At 55.4% G+C, this 17,069-nt stretch carries 11 protein-coding genes; 4 read left to right on the top strand and 7 right to left on the bottom strand.

The features are described 5' to 3' along the window. Nucleotides 1-158: 158 nt before the first annotated feature. The 3 genes from DW925_RS05075 to ptcA all read right to left on the bottom strand — a co-directional run bounded on the left by DW925_RS05075 (nucleotide 159) and on the right by ptcA (nucleotide 4,377). Nucleotides 159-1,364 carry an agmatine deiminase family protein gene (locus DW925_RS05075; protein ID WP_089572369.1) on the bottom strand — a complete coding sequence of 402 codons (1,206 nt, stop codon included), beginning with the start codon at nucleotides 1,362-1,364 and terminating at the stop codon, nucleotides 159-161. Between the two features lie 367 nt (nucleotides 1,365-1,731). Then, a complete protein-coding gene (locus DW925_RS05085; protein WP_117790525.1) occupies nucleotides 1,732-3,171 on the bottom strand; it encodes an APC family permease in 1,440 nt (479 codons plus the stop codon). A gap of 132 nt (nucleotides 3,172-3,303) precedes the next feature. Beyond that, nucleotides 3,304-4,377 carry a putrescine carbamoyltransferase gene (gene ptcA, locus DW925_RS05090; protein ID WP_117790526.1) on the bottom strand — a complete coding sequence of 358 codons (1,074 nt, stop codon included), beginning with the start codon at nucleotides 4,375-4,377 and terminating at the stop codon, nucleotides 3,304-3,306. Nucleotides 4,378-4,707: 330 nt separating this feature from the next. Between ptcA and DW925_RS05095 the strand changes: the two genes are divergently transcribed. After that, nucleotides 4,708-5,673: a response regulator transcription factor gene (locus DW925_RS05095; RefSeq protein WP_117790527.1), complete on the top strand. Its 966-nt coding sequence runs from the start codon at nucleotides 4,708-4,710 to the stop codon at nucleotides 5,671-5,673. 677 nt (nucleotides 5,674-6,350) lie between these two features. Here the strand turns inward: DW925_RS05095 and DW925_RS05105 are convergent. The 4 genes from DW925_RS05105 to DW925_RS05120 form a co-directional block, all read right to left on the bottom strand. Further along, nucleotides 6,351-8,264, bottom strand: coding sequence for an ATP-binding cassette domain-containing protein (locus DW925_RS05105; RefSeq protein ID WP_147327732.1), 1,914 nt, complete (start codon nucleotides 8,262-8,264; stop codon nucleotides 6,351-6,353). Nucleotides 8,265-8,388: 124 nt separating this feature from the next. Further along, complete coding sequence (locus DW925_RS05110; protein WP_199577042.1) at nucleotides 8,389-10,122, bottom strand: LuxR C-terminal-related transcriptional regulator; 1,734 nt, start codon at nucleotides 10,120-10,122, stop codon at nucleotides 8,389-8,391. A 462-nt stretch (nucleotides 10,123-10,584) separates the two neighbouring features. Continuing rightward, the gene (locus DW925_RS05115; RefSeq protein WP_117790529.1) at nucleotides 10,585-12,786 is read right to left on the bottom strand and encodes an ABC transporter permease; all 2,202 of its coding nucleotides are present in this window, start codon (nucleotides 12,784-12,786) and stop codon (nucleotides 10,585-10,587) included. Next, the gene (locus DW925_RS05120; RefSeq protein WP_089572375.1) at nucleotides 12,776-13,561 is read right to left on the bottom strand and encodes an ABC transporter ATP-binding protein; all 786 of its coding nucleotides are present in this window, start codon (nucleotides 13,559-13,561) and stop codon (nucleotides 12,776-12,778) included. Before DW925_RS05120 ends, DW925_RS05115 begins: the two co-directional genes overlap by 11 nt. Before the next feature lie 144 nt (nucleotides 13,562-13,705). Between DW925_RS05120 and vsr the strand changes: the two genes are divergently transcribed. The 3 genes from vsr (at nucleotide 13,706) to DW925_RS05140 (ending at nucleotide 16,799) form a co-directional block, all read left to right on the top strand. Further along, on the top strand, nucleotides 13,706-14,692 hold the full coding sequence (gene vsr / locus DW925_RS10250) for a DNA mismatch endonuclease Vsr (RefSeq protein ID WP_233540235.1): 987 nt from the start codon (nucleotides 13,706-13,708) through the stop codon (nucleotides 14,690-14,692). A gap of 497 nt (nucleotides 14,693-15,189) precedes the next feature. Continuing rightward, nucleotides 15,190-16,119 (top strand): AraC family transcriptional regulator, encoded by a 930-nt coding sequence (locus DW925_RS05135; protein ID WP_158549316.1) that lies wholly within the window; start codon nucleotides 15,190-15,192, stop codon nucleotides 16,117-16,119. Between the two features lie 56 nt (nucleotides 16,120-16,175). Then, nucleotides 16,176-16,799, top strand: a complete 624-nt coding sequence (locus DW925_RS05140) for an HAD family hydrolase (RefSeq protein WP_089572377.1) — start codon at nucleotides 16,176-16,178, stop codon at nucleotides 16,797-16,799. The last annotated feature ends 270 nt before the right edge of the window (nucleotides 16,800-17,069 follow it).

Genomic DNA, 17,069 nt, shown 5'->3' on the forward strand with positions numbered 1-17,069 from the left:
ACCATCAATGCCCCAAGATGGTTCGATTCGCCGATTGTCCGATTGATCGGCTGGGTTTTCGAGGTGCCCCAGGTCGCCGCGAAAGAGGAGCGAAGCGTACTTTGGTACGCGAGCGACGGTTTGAGCGGCGAGATGGGGTGCCTCGGAAAGTCAGACGATTAAGCGGACGGCTCCTGCTGAGTGATGCAGTGGATATTGCCGCCGCCGAAGACGACCTGCTCGGACTGAACGCCGACGCACTTGTAGACGCCCTCGCCCCAGACCTCGTCATAGATCTTCTGGAGCGTGTCAACGGCCAGCTGGTCGTTCTCGTCGCCGTACTGCGGGACGATAACGCCGTGGTTGGTGACCAGGTAGTTCATGTAGGAGGCGATCAGCGGCTCGTCGGGAACGCGCGGCTCGGCGTTCTCGTCGGCGTCGATGGTGTCGCAGGAAGCCTGGTCCATGAACAGCGGGTTCACGGGCATGCAGAGCTTGTAGACCTTCATCTTGCGGCCCTTGGCGTCAACGGCGTTGGAGAGGGTCTCGTAGGCAGCGTGGCACTGCTCGTAGAACGGATACTCGGGATCGTCGGTCCAGATGCAGGCCATGACGCCCGGAGCGATGAACGTGGCAACGTCGTCGATATGACCGTTGGTCTCCTCGGGGTCGATGCCCTCCTTGACCCAGATGACCTTCTCGACGCCCAGGTAATCCTTGAGGTGCTCGTCCATATAGGCGCGAAGCTCCTCGCTCCAGGGCTCAAACTTCTTGTGGAACTTGGGCCAGATGGACTCGGGATCCTCTTCCTCCTCCAGAACCGCAGAGCAGGTGCGGCCCGGGGAAAGCAGGCACTGGTCGGTCACGACAAGGGTGCCCTCGCCGTCGACGGTGATGGAGCCGCCCTCGAGAATCATGTCATCGGGACGATAGCGACGGCAGCCGGAGAGCTCAGCCATCTTAAGGGCGATCTGCTCGTCCTTGTCCCACGGGAAATAGAGGCCATCGACGAGACCGCCATAGGCGTTGAAGTGCCAGTGGTTGGCACGCTTCTCGCCCTTGCCGTTGATGACGTAGGTGGCGGCAGTGTCGCGGAACCAAGCGTCGTCGGTGGTCATCTCGATAACGGTGACGTTCTCGTCCTCCTCGAAGACGGCCTTGCAGTTGGCATAGTCAACCTGGTTGGCGCACATGGTAACCGGGGTGAACTCGGCGATGGCGCGGGCGATGGCGGCATACTGCTTCTGAGCCGGCTTGGCACCGTGGGCCCAGGTATCGGTGCGGTGGGGCCAACCCATCCACACGCGATCCTGCGGGGCGAACTCAGCGGGCATAAAGAAGCCGTCGGCCTTGGGGGTGGACTCGGACTCGGTGATCGTACGCATAAGATTTCCTCCAAATCGAACGATCGCTTGCTGCGGGCGGGTTACCCGCAGCCTAAAACCAAGAGATGGTAGGCGCCCGTTCCCCGGCAAAGGTCGGGGCGCCCGGCGCCGGTTTTCACGGAGTCGCACCGGCAAGCGACGACGTAACCAAGTGCGCGGAGACAAAACGCACGAAGGATACGGAAGAGAGATTGGGGTGGGCGGTGGTTACCGGAGCTATCGCTCACACCCACCCCGGGGAATGGTTAGCAAACCTGTCGCTTGGGCACGCCTCCGAAGAGGCTAGAGTGCCCGGAGTCGGGAGCGACAAGCCCGACGAAGCGCACGTTGGTACGCGAGGAGGGTTGGAGCCCCGAATTCGGGTGCTCTAGTCCTCTTCGGCCTCGGCGGCCTCCTCAGCGAGACGCTGAGCAGCCAGCTCGGGGGTGAGACCCATATACTCGGTCTCGCGACCCTTAGCGCTGACGACGCGGACGACCTCGCCAATGAGCACAAGCACGATGAAGATAACGATCATCGGGAGCTTGTCGCCAATTTCAGCGGCAGAGAGCGGCACCAGCGTTGCAACGATGGCCAGGATCAGCTCGATGCAAGGGATGGCCAGCATGACCTTCATCATGGCGCCCTTAAACGGGAACGTGAAGATGCGCTCACGGTTCGGGTCGTTCTTACGAAGGTTGAGGAACGCCGGGAACATGGGGATATAGGTGAGCAGCAGGAAGACGACGGAGGTGCCGAAGAGCATCCAGAAAACGCCGTTGGAGATGGCGTCGATAGGAACCAGCTGCAGGCACAGCACCAGAGAGGCAACGATGGCGTTGACCAGGTTGGCACCGTTGGGCATGTCGTCATCAGAGATCATCGAAGCAAAGACCTTGGGCATGTTGCCGTGCTCAGCAGCATAGCGAGCAACGGAGTTAACGCCGAAGGACCAAGCAGCCATGTTGGCGAACAGGGTGATCAGGAAGGCGATGCAGATGACCTTAAAGATCATGGAGTCGCCCACCATGGTCTGAACTGCAACGATCATGCCGTAGTCGGGGTCGATGGAATCGGCCGGCACAGCAGCGCCGATACCAAAACCAGCGAACAGGTAGATCACGGCGATGGACAGGCCACCGACGATGATAGCCTTGGGGATATCGTGAGCGGGGTCCGCCATGTCGTCGGTCATGGTACAGATGACCTCGAAGCCCATAAAGTTAAAGATGATGATCGACAGGTAGCCGAGGGCGTTGGTGTTGGTCAGCTCGGGCAGGAACGTGGCGGCGGACATGTCGTTCGCAAAGCCATTCTCCATGGCATACCAGATGCCCAGAGCGCCGACGATAACGGCGACGGCGACCTTGATGATGGCGCCACCGTTAAGAACCCACTCGGAGTCGGCCGCCTTGGAGCGGCCCATGAGGTAGACGATCCACACAAAGGCAAGATCGATACCCATCTTGGCGATCAAGTTGAACTCGACGCCAAAGACCATGCCCAAAATGTCGGGGAACATGGTAGCCAGCGAGGCAATCCACAGCGGGTAGTTGACCCAGTAGTAGTACGAGATGCGGGCGCCCCATTTGTCGCCCAGGCCATCGCGTACCCAGTCGTAAATGCCGCCCTCGCCGTCATAGGTGGTGCCGAGCTCGGCGACGACCATGCCGTAGGGAAGCAGGAAGGTCAGGATCAGGAAGATCCACCAGAAGAACTGCTGGTTGCCAATGGCAGCAGCAGGAGCGGCGGCCTCGCAAACGAAGACGACGCAGATGATGGTCGAAATGACCGTCAAGAAGGAAAGCTTTTTCTTTCCGTCGCTCATGATGAGCTCCTTCGCTCAGTCTTGGACAGATCCGAGGCCCAAGGTACTAAGGCAATTGCTTGAGCCTCGGTGAGCGGGCGACAGGAGACGAGCATCCGCCGCCCGCAAACGTGCTTTTAGAAGCTTTGAGGCTTAGAGCTGCTCGAGAGCCTCGAGAGCGGCGTGGAGCTCAGCCTTGGCGGAGTACTCGACACCCTCGTCGTTGAGCGGAGTGCGCTTGCCCAGGGCGGCAAGGAGAGCACGGATGGAGTGCTTGCGGTTCTCGGCCTCGACCCAGCACAGGGAGCGCTCGGGATCGTCCATGACCTCGTCGACGACCTCCTCATTGCGGGTGGCCGGCAGGCAGTGCATGAACTTGGAGTTGGGGCCGGCGAAGTTCATCATGTCCATGGTGACCTGATACTTGGGGTAGAACACGTCCATGTAGTTCTCGCCCGAGACCTCCTCGTCGTACAGGCCATACCACACGTCGGTGTAGATGAAGTCGGCGCCCTTGATGCACTCGATGTCGTCGGAGATGACGACGGAGCCGCCGGAGACCTTGCAGTTCTCCTCGGCGATGGCCATCATCTGCTTGCCGAACTCGGCGCGCTCCTCAACGGTGCCAACGTGCAGGCCGCCGTCGGGGATCTGGTGGCCCTTAGGTCCAAACTGGACAAACTTCATGCCGACCTTGGAGGCGATGAACATGAGGGAGACGCAGACCTGGGTGGCGTCGCCGATGAAGGCCAGGGTGCAGTCCTCGATCTTCTTGCCCTCGGGGAGGTTCTCGAGTATGGTCATGAGGTCGCCCATCTCCTGCGTGGGATGGTTGAACTCGGACATGCCATTGATGACGGGAACAGCGGAGCCCTCGGCGAGACCGACGACGTCCTTGTGACGGTCAACGCGAGCCATCATGATGTCGAGCAGCGAGCCCATAACGCGAGCGGTGTCGCCCAGGGACTCGTGACCGCCGAGCTGGATGGTGCCAGGGCCATAGAACTGAGCATGGCCGCCGAGGTCGGTCATAGCGGTCTCGAAGGAAAGACGGGTGCGGGTGGAGACCTGCTGGAAGATCATGCCAAGGCTCTTGTTGCGGAGCAGGTGCGGATAATAACCGTCAACCTTGATGGCCTTCTTCATTGCCAGGCCAAGATCCTCGATAGCCAGGATCTGCTCTTTGGTGAAGTCGTTGGTGTCGATGAAATCCTTAGGCAGTGCCATGTCGATTTCCTTTCCGCCGGTCTTGCCGACTATTACTATGAGGCGCTCGAACATCACGCCTCGTGTTGACAAGACCATCATTCACCCGTATGCAATTTTTACCTAGTTTATTCGGGATTAAAGACCGTTCACGGAGTTACACCCTCTCTAATCCAATATAAACCCGCAGGTCAAGAGTTTACAGGGGGTTTACCATCTAGAACCGCGAACGGTATACGGCTATGCTGTATCTCGGCGCCTAATCCGCAATGAAACGAAGGGTTGAGACGTCTATATCCCACAAGGTATACAGAGCTCGGCCATAGAATAAATGAGATGGGACGGTGACAGATGAACACCCTGATGTTCTTCTATACCCTAGCGATACTCGTGATCTGTATTGTGACGGCGGTGCTTTCGCTTGCCGCCTATGCCTCGTCCCGTCGACGCTTCTTTATCTATGGCAGCGGCGTATTTATCTGCTATGCCATCGAGATGACCGAGATTGTCTTTTTTGAATACACGCTGCAAAACCAGAGTTTTCCAGCCAGCGACTATTACTCAATTACCATGCCTGTGTTGCGGACCTTTGTGGCGACCGCTTCGCAGGCTTTTATTTGGCTCATTGCCATGGATTTGCTCGACAAGCATTCAAAAAAGCAGTTTGTCATTCCCGTCGCAACGTTCTTGCTGAGCGAGCTGCTGATTATCGTCGCTGTCCCCTACGGCCCCATTCATCAATGGCTCTACTACACGATGCGTCAGGTATTCCTTGTTTTCGTGGGGCTATATATCTTTTGGACGGCACGCAAGAGCACACAAGTCGAGCTGAAGGCACGCGTTAACAACCAACGAAAGCACCTGATTTTCGGCGCTATTCTGGTCGGTTGCATCGTTGCCGAGGATTTCTACAACATCCTTGTCGTCCCCATGAGTCTGGCACCCTCTTGGCTACAGCTTTATCTATCCGAGCGCAACTTTAGCGAGAACGTCTTTGCGTGCTACTTTGCGATTCTGCTGATTATCTACGCCTACCACGTGCTTTCAATCCGCATGCAGGAGGCGCCCGAGGAAAAGAACGTCAGCGATCTTGATCGACACATCGAAGAGCAGATGCCCTTCTATCGCAACGCCTACAAGCTCTCCAACCGCGAGACCGAAGTCATGCGTCTGGTCGTACTGGGCAAATCGAACCAAGAGATCGCTGACGAGCTATTCCTTGCCGTGGGCACCGTCAAGACCCACATCCACAACATCCTGGTCAAAACCGAACAGCAAAACCGCACGACGCTCATCCTCCACTTTTGGAAGCGATAACCTGCCAAAAAGGGACAGGTTTATTTTGGCAGGTTTTATCTGGGTAAACGCCAAAAACCGCCGCGAGGGAGCTACTTTCCCTCGCGGCGGTTTTCTAGCTCACGCTTTCTTTCGTCTCAATCTGTAACATATGGAGACCAAATCGCCGTCTTACTGTTACAGATCGAGACGAGTTACAGAACGCGCGTCGAATAATCTCAATCTGTAACAGGTAGAAGCGTTTTTGCCAGTCAGATGTTACAGATTGAGATAAACGAAGGAGCGGTAGCGTTAAACAAGTCCGCCACAAAGTTATTCGGAGAGATCCGATCCTAGAGTTGTCTACCAGGTACGATATGTGCACTGATATTTTGTCTCAAACCCGGGCATCCCGTTGCCGCGTGGGCTTAACGCGGCACCCGTATAGAGAATCGTTTGCCCCGTACGAGAATACGAAGTTTTGAAAGACAGCCTCTTGTATGTCTGGTCGAAACAATCAACATTCTCGCTCGGGTGGTTCGCAGTGGAGAACGACTTGTAAGTGTCCAAGACGTCCGCTGTCACAAGACGACAAGGCGCGACAGAACCTGCATCTGGTTTCGCCGTCGCACAAACGGGAATTGTGACCATCGACAGGGTAAGCATAAAACATGCGAACATTGCCTTCACAAAGTTCTTCGTTACATGGCGTTTCATGGTTATCTTCCTTTCCTAGTTTTACTGTCGTTCGTCTTGAAAAGCTGCGCGTATACATTACCGATCCACTTCGAATCACCTCCCATTTCTCTGGTAACGACACGCGAGTCATCCCCTGTGAGCAATACGGAGGCATCGCAGAGCGATTCGAGGTTTCCGATAAGATGAGAAGAGATAATGACATGTGCTCCTCTACCCGCTTCATCTCTAAGAGCATTCGAAACAATCGCAACGTGTCTCACATCAAGTGCATTCATGGGCTCATCCAAAAGGACGACTTCGCAATAGGACATATACGCCATCGCGACATTAAGTAATTGTCTATTTCCATCAGACAGCCTAGATACGGGCGTATTCTTCAACCCAGTCAAGTCAAAGCGATCAAGCACTTGGTCCAAAGTGCGAGGTGAATGCCAAATTCTCCTGCATCGGTCGAGATGAAAAGCGACGGTCATGTATGGAATCAATAGCGACGGCCTATTCGGAACCAAAAAGAATACCTTTCTCATTTCCTCACGGTCGACGCATACTTTTGCATGAAAACAGAGAGAACCTGACACGCGCACTGATGGCCCAGCATCTCCCCAAAGAGTATTCAGTAGCGTAGTCTTGCCATGTCCATTTGGCGCGACAAGACCCCATATCTGGCCAGCGGGCATATCAAACTGCAATCCCTTTACCAGCTGGTTTTTTCCAACCGTCAACGCATCCAGCGACAGAGAGAGCAAGCTTTTCTCGCCCAAACTATCCGGGCGAATATGGTTCCAGGCCCAGCGATTCTTGCTTTTTAGACGCGAAAACGAAATGACCCCCAACGCGCAAACAGCAAACGCGCCCATCACGGCAAAGAGGCAGTGCGATGCACTGGCTTCAGGAACGAGAGATACCTCCGCTCCATTGGCGTAAGATGCGCCGCCGAGCGCAAACGAAGAGGCAGAATAGCTCGACACCATATACGGCAGCAACGCATGCCATGGAGCATCTTTGCTCGCATAAAACGGAAGCTGGCTTATGCCCCCCACAAGAGCGATCACCATGGACGAAATGGCCCTGTTTCTGCTTCCGGCGTACACGCACACGCCCAAGCAAGCAAACATCATCGACAGCACAGCTTCAAAGACGGCAAATAGCCCTAGCTGAACTAACACAGTTCTTTCGACTACGTCACCATACTGAATGAATACGACTGGGTACTCTGTCTGACCTACACCGTTAAACACCGTTGCCAATACAAAACAGGGAGCCAACGCCAGAACCAAAACCAGCATCGATGCAATACCAGAGACGAGAACGCGGCATGCATTCATCTCTAACTTTGACAACAACGCTCGATCGTAGAACCGCTTTCCATCCCCCTCAAGCGACATATAGAGGACGAGGACCGGGACCAAAAGCCACGCTATTGCAGGAACAGCGCCGCAATAATATGCGAGAAGGATCATCCCGGGCATTTTTGTTGTTGAGTCGTACGATTCCGGATGGGCCAGCATCGATATGGCTCGGGGAAGACGTTCTTGGGCTTCAAGCGATAACTCCGAATCAACACCATTCAAATAACCGAGTCGGTATTCCTTGAGCAATAGATTGTCGTAATCGGCAATCGCATCGTAATACTCTCTGGAGTCCGCCTTGCTTTCAAGCGCCCGATCAAGGCACGCCCTTTCGTCGGCAATGATGCTGTTGAGCTCCTGTGGGGCAGTGTCATAAACGCCGTCAGAGACTTGAGAGACCAAAAGGGCTCTCTGGTCTTCGATGGAAGCTCTACCATATAGATAATCTGCTCCCGTTGGAACGGATAGAAATACCGGGATGCAGAATACGAGCGCGAGCAGCGCCGTCAGCAACATAATTCCCCGGTTGCGCGCAAGAACTTCTAAATTAAGCCGTACATATGTGAGGCAATCACAGGTCTTCACAGCAAGCACCTCCGGTTCGCAATACACGAGTCGTCGGACCCGTTGTCCGGAAGTATCGCCTTCATCGTCAGAACTGTCTGTAGACGTGTAGGATGGATTTACAATCTTATTTGTCTACAGGCTTCTACCTGCTATTTTCTATAACATCTGCCATAAGACTAAAAACCCTATCTCTAAGTTCACGCTCCGAGTGAACTCCAAGCAAGGCATAGCTCTTGCTCTTGGCCTCTTTGACGGTTCCCCGAGCAACGTTAAGATGTGCGCAAATCTCGGTGGTTCTATTGCCATCAAAAACGCATGTCATGATATCGGCATAAAGCGGCGTGAAACCAAGCCTCAAGAAGGCCTCACGCACGGTATCGCGTCGATCACCCACCCGAACCGTATCTTTCGAACGCAAGAATAGCAGCGAATTAGCCATAAGGATAAGTACGACAAGGAACGCAGTCACGCGTAAGGCAAGCATAAGGCCGCCAACGGCCTCACCGCTCCCAACGGACTCAAAGAAAATGTACAGTCGACTTACCACATCGTGAACCCAGAACGCTGCTCCAGCACCCACAGACACCGAAGAAAGGGTGAGTTCAGGCGAAAGGCACAAGTGCATTTCAGACATCCACCGTATAGCCGCACGGCAACACAGGGCCACAAGCACTATAGCTATCGATAGGATTATCGCATCATGCTCAAAGCCGAAGCATACGAGGATTTCCTCGATGCCCATTCCAGACGCATACATAAACAGGAAGCAGACGAAGACTATCCTGCAGTTCTGATTGAACGATGAGGACCCCAGCGATTCTGAACGGTGATCATGGCCTTTTGTTGCGTCAAGATGCCACGCATCCTTTGACAAGAGAAGTCCAGCCGTCGCCTCTGAAATGTTTTTATATCCGGTTTTAGTCAAGGCCCGCGACAAATAGGTACGGGCAGTAGACGGGGAAATGTCCAAGGCAGAAGCAATCTCCTCGTACGTTTTTCCCTCTATCCTCATAGAGAAAACCGCGGACTCCCTTTGAGAAAAACCCGAAGCCGTAAGGATATCGGCAACTGCAGAGTGTTTTCCTCCTAATTTGGCGGCCGCAGAAAAAGCGCTCGTTAAGTCGGGGAAAAATCGCGTTATGGCCCTGGCAAGGATACTGCCCAAAACGGTAACCAGAAGCAATACGATCTCTTGATGCCCACCAAAGCTCAGGAGCACAGCCCCGATGTTTATATTGCGCGAAAACAAACAATCCGTATCGAGAATAACGGCGGCATTACCAAACGCAAGAGGTTCGACGAGCGAGGCAGCAACCCCCATCTCGGCGTTAACGGAAAGGAAAGAACCGATGGAGTCCATCAACGGGACGAGAAGAAACTGAAGGCCAACAAGCAAAGCAATCAAGAGCACAACGGGGCTGTAAAGTGCGAGCTCAGGATACCCGTGGAGAGCAGAGCCATCGGCCACATGTTTCCCCTTTAATCCCGCACGTATGTTTGCGAATTCACCGCCAAGCACCCAAGAACAGCAAGCGACAAGCAAGGGGGCTAGTAACAACAAAATGAACGCGAGCGCCGAAACCACAACATGAAATTGATGAAAGACATTAAGAGATATCGTGTACATCACAAGAAGTGCAATGTCTACGAGCATAAGTCCAAAAAGCCTTTTGGAAATACCCGGTCTCACAGGGCGAGAGATGAGGCCCACACAGAAGCCCGAAAACAGATGCAGACCGATAAGAACGGTGCCAGAAAGGCCCGTATAAATACTTGGCGCCACACAATACAGACCAGCCGCCCCTATAAACAACATAATTGAATGCCAGAGGAACGAGCGCGTCACGTTTTGCAGGGTAGCTGCCTCGGTTGCCATAAAATCAAAGCTCCTAGATAGCATTTTGGGTATTTTAACATCGTTCCCGGCGTTAAAAAAATGTTACCCGAATTAATCAATATCCCCCCTCCACCAAAAGGCACCACGCTGATCCTCCACTTTTGGAAGCGATAACCTGCTAAAAAGGGACAGGTTTGTTTTGGCAGGTTTTATCTGGGCAAACGCCAACCGCCGCGAGGGAGCTGCTTTCCCTCGCGGCGGTCTTCTAGCGGTAAAAACCAAGTGAGTAGGCTTTTGGCGGGATGCCGAGCACACCTCAAAACGCCACAGCCCTGACCTGCGATTTTATTGAGCACTTGCCGCGATGTGCTCGGCAGATCCAAAAAAGCCTACTCACTTGCATCTGAGATGCTCTAGATACGCAAAATACCGCGGCGAAGGGAGCTGGACTCCCTTCGCGGCGGTTATTCGCTCTGATTTTGCGACGGTTTTGCCCGTCTGTTACTCACTGTAGCGGGTGGCGATGGCAGCTTGTACCATGCCGGCGCTCATGAGGTACGTTACCAGGAAGTAGCCACCGTAGGCTGCCAGGAAGATTGCACAGGTGAGGCCCACGGTGCCGCCGATGCTCATATCTCCGAATATGCTCACCATCTCGATGATCACCTTAAGTGCCACAAAGGAGTGCGCCAGGCCCACTGCCAGCGGGAACAGGAAGAACACCGCTTGCTGCGCCATCACCGAATGCCGGATCTGACGGTCGTCACAGCCGATCTGTGCCAGCACACGATAGCTGCGGCTGCCGTCGGCCACATTGGAGAGCTGCTGGATCGACAGAATCGCCGCACATGCAACGACCAGCACAAAGCCAATGTAGATGGCTAGATAGCTAATCATGCCGTTCATCTGCGCCGCCTGCGTATACATCTCGGAACGCGTGATGAAGACTCCCCATCCCCCCGGCTCCTTGCCGTCAACGAGCAGATTGTCGAGCATGGTGTATTTAATGCTCTCGTCTGCCTCGGTCGTATCCATACCCTGTTTGTAATTAACGAGCAGGTTGCTGGCATACGGCTGCAGATTAAGCTGGGACAGCAGCTCATCGGCTACGACCACAGTGCCGGGATTGCTGCCCATCGCCGAGTTGGCGATGGCCGCCGTGTCCTCATCCGACTTATCGGTTGCGGGCTTGAGCTCATGCCCGCCCAAGGTGAGGGTATGGCCGCCGGCCATATATTTGGTGTACAGGTCGCCCAGCTCACCGCCCATATCGCACGTGAGCAGATACTGGTCGTGACCGATGTGCACCGGCTCCTCGCCCATCATCTGGCGCAGTTTGTTGTACTGGCTCGCCGGCGTCACATACAAACCCATCGCATCGGCGTTGCTTCCCTCGAGCGCCTTGGGAAGCTTTTCTTCCATGGCCTTGCACATCTCACCCGCCACCACCGAGGGGCCCGAGCCGCCAAGCGGGTAACTCAGATACGAATCGATCTGCACATGCTCACCGGCAACATCGGCGATATTGACCTTCTTGCCTGTCTCATCGTTGTTGTCCGCCGACTTGCGCTCGCCATGCCATGCAGCGTACAAATCGACCGTTGCATCGGCCAGCACCATGCGATCGGCCTCAGACGGATTGACATACTCCTTGTAGTAGTCGAGCGTTTCGGGCGTGTAATAGACATACGTCTGAGACACGTCAACAGGGTTATAGCGCTCCAGGTTTTCGTTCATCACGTTGGCAATCGACATACCGCAGGTCACCGAGGTAATGGCCAAAAACAGAATCATCGCGATGACGCCCATCGAAAAGCACACCGTGTTGACCTTGGCCGCAAGCTGGCGCACGGTAAACATATTGAGACCGCGCCAGTACACGCCGCGCAGGCTCTGCAGCAGCTTGATAAGCATGCCCGAAAGCCCCCAGAACAGGGCAAAGGTGCCCACCGTGACCATAGCGGTAGTGATGCCGAACTGATTCATGGCCCCCTGCAGCTTATCGCCCGACGCGGTGAGCGGGAACCCGTCGCGCAGCAGACGGTAATAGGCCACGCCCACAAGTAGCACGCCCGCGGTAAAGATGGCAATCGCAATCCAGGGATTACGTGTCTTGATGCTCTCGTTGCGGCGCTCGGCACCCATAAGCTCGATGAGTTTGGTACGACGCACGGCGCGCAGGTTCAGCAGTAACGTGAGTACGAACATCACGAGCATGCAGGCAAGGGTCAGGTTGAACGCATGCACCGAGAAGAAGAAATGAAAATTGGCGATCTGTGTCTTAAAGAGCGAGGCCGTAAAGAATGTCATGAGCTGGGAGAGTCCCACACCCAGCACAATGCCGGCGACAAAAGCGCCGACCGAGACGATCACCGTCTCGAGCGCCATGATCGTGGCGACGCGCCCGCGCCCCATGCCGAGCACCTGGTACAGGCCAAACTCCTTTTTGCGGCGTTTCATGATGAAGTTATTGGCATACACCATCAAAAAGGCCATGACACCGGCCAAAAAGTACGTCAGGTAGCCGAGCATGCTGCCCATAACCTGCGCCAAGCCCTCTTCATCGATGCCGGCAATGTCGACCTGCATCGAGATGGTGTTAAAGGCATAGAAGACCGTGACGCCCAGGGTGAGCGTCAAAAGGTAGACGAGGTAGTCGCGGCCGGCGCGGCGGACGTTGCCCCAAGCGAGTTTACAGAGCATCGGAGCCCTCACCGCCCATCATGGCAACGACCTCCATAATGCGGTCGAAGAACTCTCGGCGGTCGGTGTCGCCGCGGCGCAGCTCGGTGAAGATCTTGCCGTCACGAATAAACAGCACACGGCTCGTGTAGCTGGCGGCAAAACTGTCGTGCGTAACCATGAGCACGGTCGCGCGCAGGCGGCGATTCAGGGCCTCCAAGCTCTCGAGCAGCAGGCGGGCGCTCTTGGAATCGAGGGCGCCGGTGGGCTCGTCGGCCATGATCATGGTGGGGTCGGTGACGAGCGCGCGAGCCGCGGCAACGCGCTGCTGCTGACCGCCGGACATCTGGTAGGGATACTTGTCGAGCACCTGACTGATGGACAGGCGCGCTGCCACATCCTGCACGCGGGTCGAGATCTCTGCCGAGTTTGTGCGGGCGATGGTGAGCGGCAGGGCGATGTTCTCGCGCGCCGTGAGCGTATCGAGCAGGTTGGAGTCCTGGAAGATAAAGCCGAGCTCCTCGCGGCGGAACTGCGAAAGCTTAGCCTGCTTCATGCGCGTCACGTCCTGCCCGTTGATGCGGATTGTGCCACTTGTGGCGCTATCGATGGTCGACACGCAGTTGAGCAACGTCGACTTGCCCGAGCCCGAAGCGCCCATGATGCCAACGAATTCACCGCGATTGACGGTAAAGCTGACATCGTTGAGCGCGCGGGTCACGTTGCCCAGTGCTCCATATACCTTTTCGAGATGCGCGACCTCCAGTACCGGGGTCGCCGTTTGCGTGGTTTGCATACCGAGTCCTTTCTTGCGATTAGTCTACGGCATCTATAGTCGCAAGGAGCCGAGTCGGCTACCATCGATATGGCTTACGCTTGCCTTACCGTTGCGTAAGGTAAGCGTAGTCTGCCATGTGTTGATGTTGAGAGAGGGCTCCTGTTGAAGACTGTTCATGTTGCCGCTGGGATCATTCGCAAGGATGGATCTGACGAGCTGCTTGCCGTGCAGCGCGGCTACGGCGACATGCAGGGACTATGGGAGTTCCCAGGCGGCAAGCTCATGCGCGGCGAGACACCCGAAGACGCCGTGCGCCGCGAGCTTATGGAAGAGCTGCAGGTAAACGTTACCAACCTGCGTGATTTTTACACCGTTGAGTATGACTACCCCGATTTTCATCTCTCAATGGAGTGCTATTACTGCTCGCTGGCTAAAGAGTCCGGCGAGCCCCAGAAGCACGACCGTCAGCTTGATATCCGCTGGATTCCACGCACCTCGCTTGCCACGGTGGAATGGATGCCCGCCGACAAGGGGCTCATTGATGCTCTGATTGAGTTAAAGGAAGATCGGCTTGAGGCAAGCTCCGCCGATGACGCCGCGCCCAACACAACCGACAAACCCGCCACCAAACCCAAGCGCGCACCTAAACGCCGCAGCAAAAAGCGTCCCAAGCCCGGTCTGCTCGACGGCATCGATACCTCGGACCTCTCCGCTGACGAGCGCGAACTGGTCCGCCGTCGCGCCGCCATCAAAAAGTCCATGAAGGGCAACAAGCGCGCCAACACCAAGCCCGAGCTGCTCGTACGTCAGCGCCTACGGGCCGCGGGCCTTACGGGCTATCGTTTGGAATGGAAGGTACCCGGCAAGCCCGACATCGCCTTCCCCGGCCGCAAGATCGCCATCTTCGTCAACGGTTGCTTTTGGCACCGCTGCCCCAAGTGCAACCCAAGCCAGCCCAAGCGCAACGTTGAGTTTTGGGAGGCAAAGTTCCGTCGCAACGTCGAGCGCGACCGTGCTGCTGTGGCAGCGCTCACTCAAATGGGCTGGACGCCCATAACCATCTGGGAATGCGAACTCAAAAAAGACCGCATCGACGCCACGATGGAAAAGGTCATCGAGCAGGTGCGCGCCACAGAGCCGCAGCGCTAACAGCGAGCATTCACACGCTCCGCACGTCCGCGCCACATCCACGTCACAAACCTTAGAAAGCCCTTAAGCTCAAAACCTTTCAAGAGTGTTACTCGATACCTCTGACCTGCAGTTTCATCGTAACACTAAACCAGGTTAAGCCTTTCTTTAGCGCTTCTTTGCGGCAGCCGCGGCATAATGTAGCCAGCGCACGGGACCTAGCAGCAAACCCCGAGCGCATCCTTTTGGTGGATATCGAGGAGGCCGCAAAAGCATGCATTCTTCCAATGACGCAGCACAGCAGCCATCCCTAAAACATGCAAACCTTTTCTCCTTCCCCCCGACACAGAGAAACGGCCTCCTCGACTCCCCCACCACAAAAACCAAGCGCTCAGCCGATCAGAGCCTCAACTTACGAGCATCCTTCGAAAAGCTCCAAGCATCCCTAGACAAGGCGTTCCCCGAACAGGCAAGAGCAATCTAAGCCCATTGCGCTTTATACTGATGCCATGCGAAACATGGATCACATAGAATTGCACCGCGGAGGACGCGAGGAAGCGTTTCCCGAGACCGCCGAAGACTGGCCCTATATTGCCGAACGCGCAGAATTCGCTCGCTATCCGGGCAATTCCGTCCCCTGGCACTGGCATTCCGAAGTTGAGCTTTTCTACATGGAGCAGGGAGCGATTGACTATCGAACGCACGCGGCTCATGAGCACGTACGCTTTGAGGAAGGGTCCGCCGGCTTTATCAACGGCGGCGTTTTGCACAGCACGCTGCAATCACCCAATTCGGCGCCAGCCATTCAAATGCTGCATATCTTTCAGCCGTCGATGCTCGGCGATCCCGCGGGACGTCTCCAAAAGCGCTACATCAACCCATTGCTTCAATGTCGAGGCGTCGATGTGCTCAAATGGTCGCCCACCAATCCCGACGATATGCCCTTTATCGATTTGCTGAAGAGCTCCTTTAGCCACGACCTTCAACGGCCGCAGAACGAGATGGCGCTTCGAAATAGTTTGTCAGAGCTCTGGATTCAGATTAACGCCAAGGCCGAACCGCTCTTTTCTTCCGACGGCGCCTCTTGGATGACCAGCCGCGACGTACAGTTCAAGGCAATCCTGGACTTTATCCGCGCAAACTATGCAGCCGCTATAGATGTGCCCCAGATGGCATCTGCAGCCGGCGTAAGCGAAAGAGAGTGTTACCGCATTATCGAAACTTGTGCAGGAACGACCCCGGCGGCATATCTACGCGCATACCGCATAAACCGTGCTTGCGAACTTTTGGCACACACCACGCGAACGGTACAGACAGTCGCGCGCCAATGCGGATTTATAACAGCAAGCCATCTTGGCCAGGTATTTAAAGAACAAATGGGGTGCACTCCTTCGAGCTATCGAGCAGCGAGGCAGAATCTCGATAGCACCAGGCAGAAATCCCGCTAACCCTTCTTCTGTCACTGCATCAAACTTGCAGGCAAACAACAGAGAGGAGCAATCATATGAAGCACTTTGACCATATCGTATTTGACGTTGATGGGACATTGGCAGATACAGAAGAAAGCGTTCTGTCATCGCTTGTCCAGATTGTCCAAGAAGAGACCAGCAAAACGCTTCCCCGACACGAGCTTGACTTTGCCCTCGGCATACCCGGCAAGGATGCCCTTGAGAAACTTGGGATCTACTCGCAGGCAACGTTGGATCGCTGGTGCCAAGTTGCCGCCAGCTTTAAAAGCACCATCAGTGTGTTTCCAGGTTTGCTTGAAGTCATCGCAACACTCGCCGATAGCGGCTGCAAACTTGGCATCGTCTCCTCACGTGCGCGCGACGAATACGCAAAAGAAATTGCACCCCTTGGTTTCGATAAGTATTTTGAGCACATCATCCTTGTCGAAGACACAACCGAACATAAACCCGCACCCGCACCCATGCTCGAATATCTCCGACGTGCGGGCGCGAATCCTGGCAACGTCGTCTACGTTGGCGACACCGTCTACGACGAACAATGCGCAACTTCAGCAGGGGTCAGTTTTGCCCGAGCAGCATGGGGATCACACCAAGATATCCCAAACGCCACCTACAACCTCAAAACCCCCAACGACCTACTAACCCTAACAACCAAATAACCCACGCGTCCCACCCTTTCAGTCCCAACGCCACAAGGGCGATTGAGCAGGACGGCTTGGGCGGGTCCCCGTACTTAGTTTCCAAAATCATTCCGCAGCGCGAAGGCTTCTTATTATTTTCAGACCTAACGCCACAAGGGCGACGACCTCGAGTAGGTCAACTTGGGAGGGATGAGGGCTTAGTTCCCCAATCTTTCCGCAGGGGGCAAAAAGCCTCGCCGCACGAAGTGCGCAGCGAGGCTTTTTGCATGCCCGAGGACGATTGGTGAA

The sequence above is a fragment of the Collinsella sp. AM43-1 genome, from assembly GCF_003467925.1.
In the GTDB taxonomy this organism is placed as follows: Bacteria; Actinomycetota; Coriobacteriia; order Coriobacteriales; family Coriobacteriaceae; genus Collinsella.

Bases quoted from the DNA above. Each gene is read 5' to 3' on its own strand.
- DW925_RS05075 (WP_089572369.1), bottom strand. From the start codon at position 1,364: ATGCGTACGATCACCGAGTCCGAGTCCACCCCCAAGGCCGACGGCTTC.
- DW925_RS05085 (WP_117790525.1), bottom strand. From the start codon at position 3,171: ATGAGCGACGGAAAGAAAAAGCTTTCCTTCTTGACGGTCATTTCGACC.
- ptcA (WP_117790526.1), bottom strand. From the start codon at position 4,377: ATGGCACTGCCTAAGGATTTCATCGACACCAACGACTTCACCAAAGAG.
- DW925_RS05095 (WP_117790527.1), top strand. From the start codon at position 4,708: ATGAACACCCTGATGTTCTTCTATACCCTAGCGATACTCGTGATCTGT.
- DW925_RS05110 (WP_199577042.1), bottom strand. From the start codon at position 10,122: ATGGCAACCGAGGCAGCTACCCTGCAAAACGTGACGCGCTCGTTCCTC.
- DW925_RS05115 (WP_117790529.1), bottom strand. From the start codon at position 12,786: ATGCTCTGTAAACTCGCTTGGGGCAACGTCCGCCGCGCCGGCCGCGAC.
- DW925_RS05120 (WP_089572375.1), bottom strand. From the start codon at position 13,561: ATGCAAACCACGCAAACGGCGACCCCGGTACTGGAGGTCGCGCATCTC.
- DW925_RS05135 (WP_158549316.1), top strand. From the start codon at position 15,190: ATGGATCACATAGAATTGCACCGCGGAGGACGCGAGGAAGCGTTTCCC.
- DW925_RS05140 (WP_089572377.1), top strand. From the start codon at position 16,176: ATGAAGCACTTTGACCATATCGTATTTGACGTTGATGGGACATTGGCA.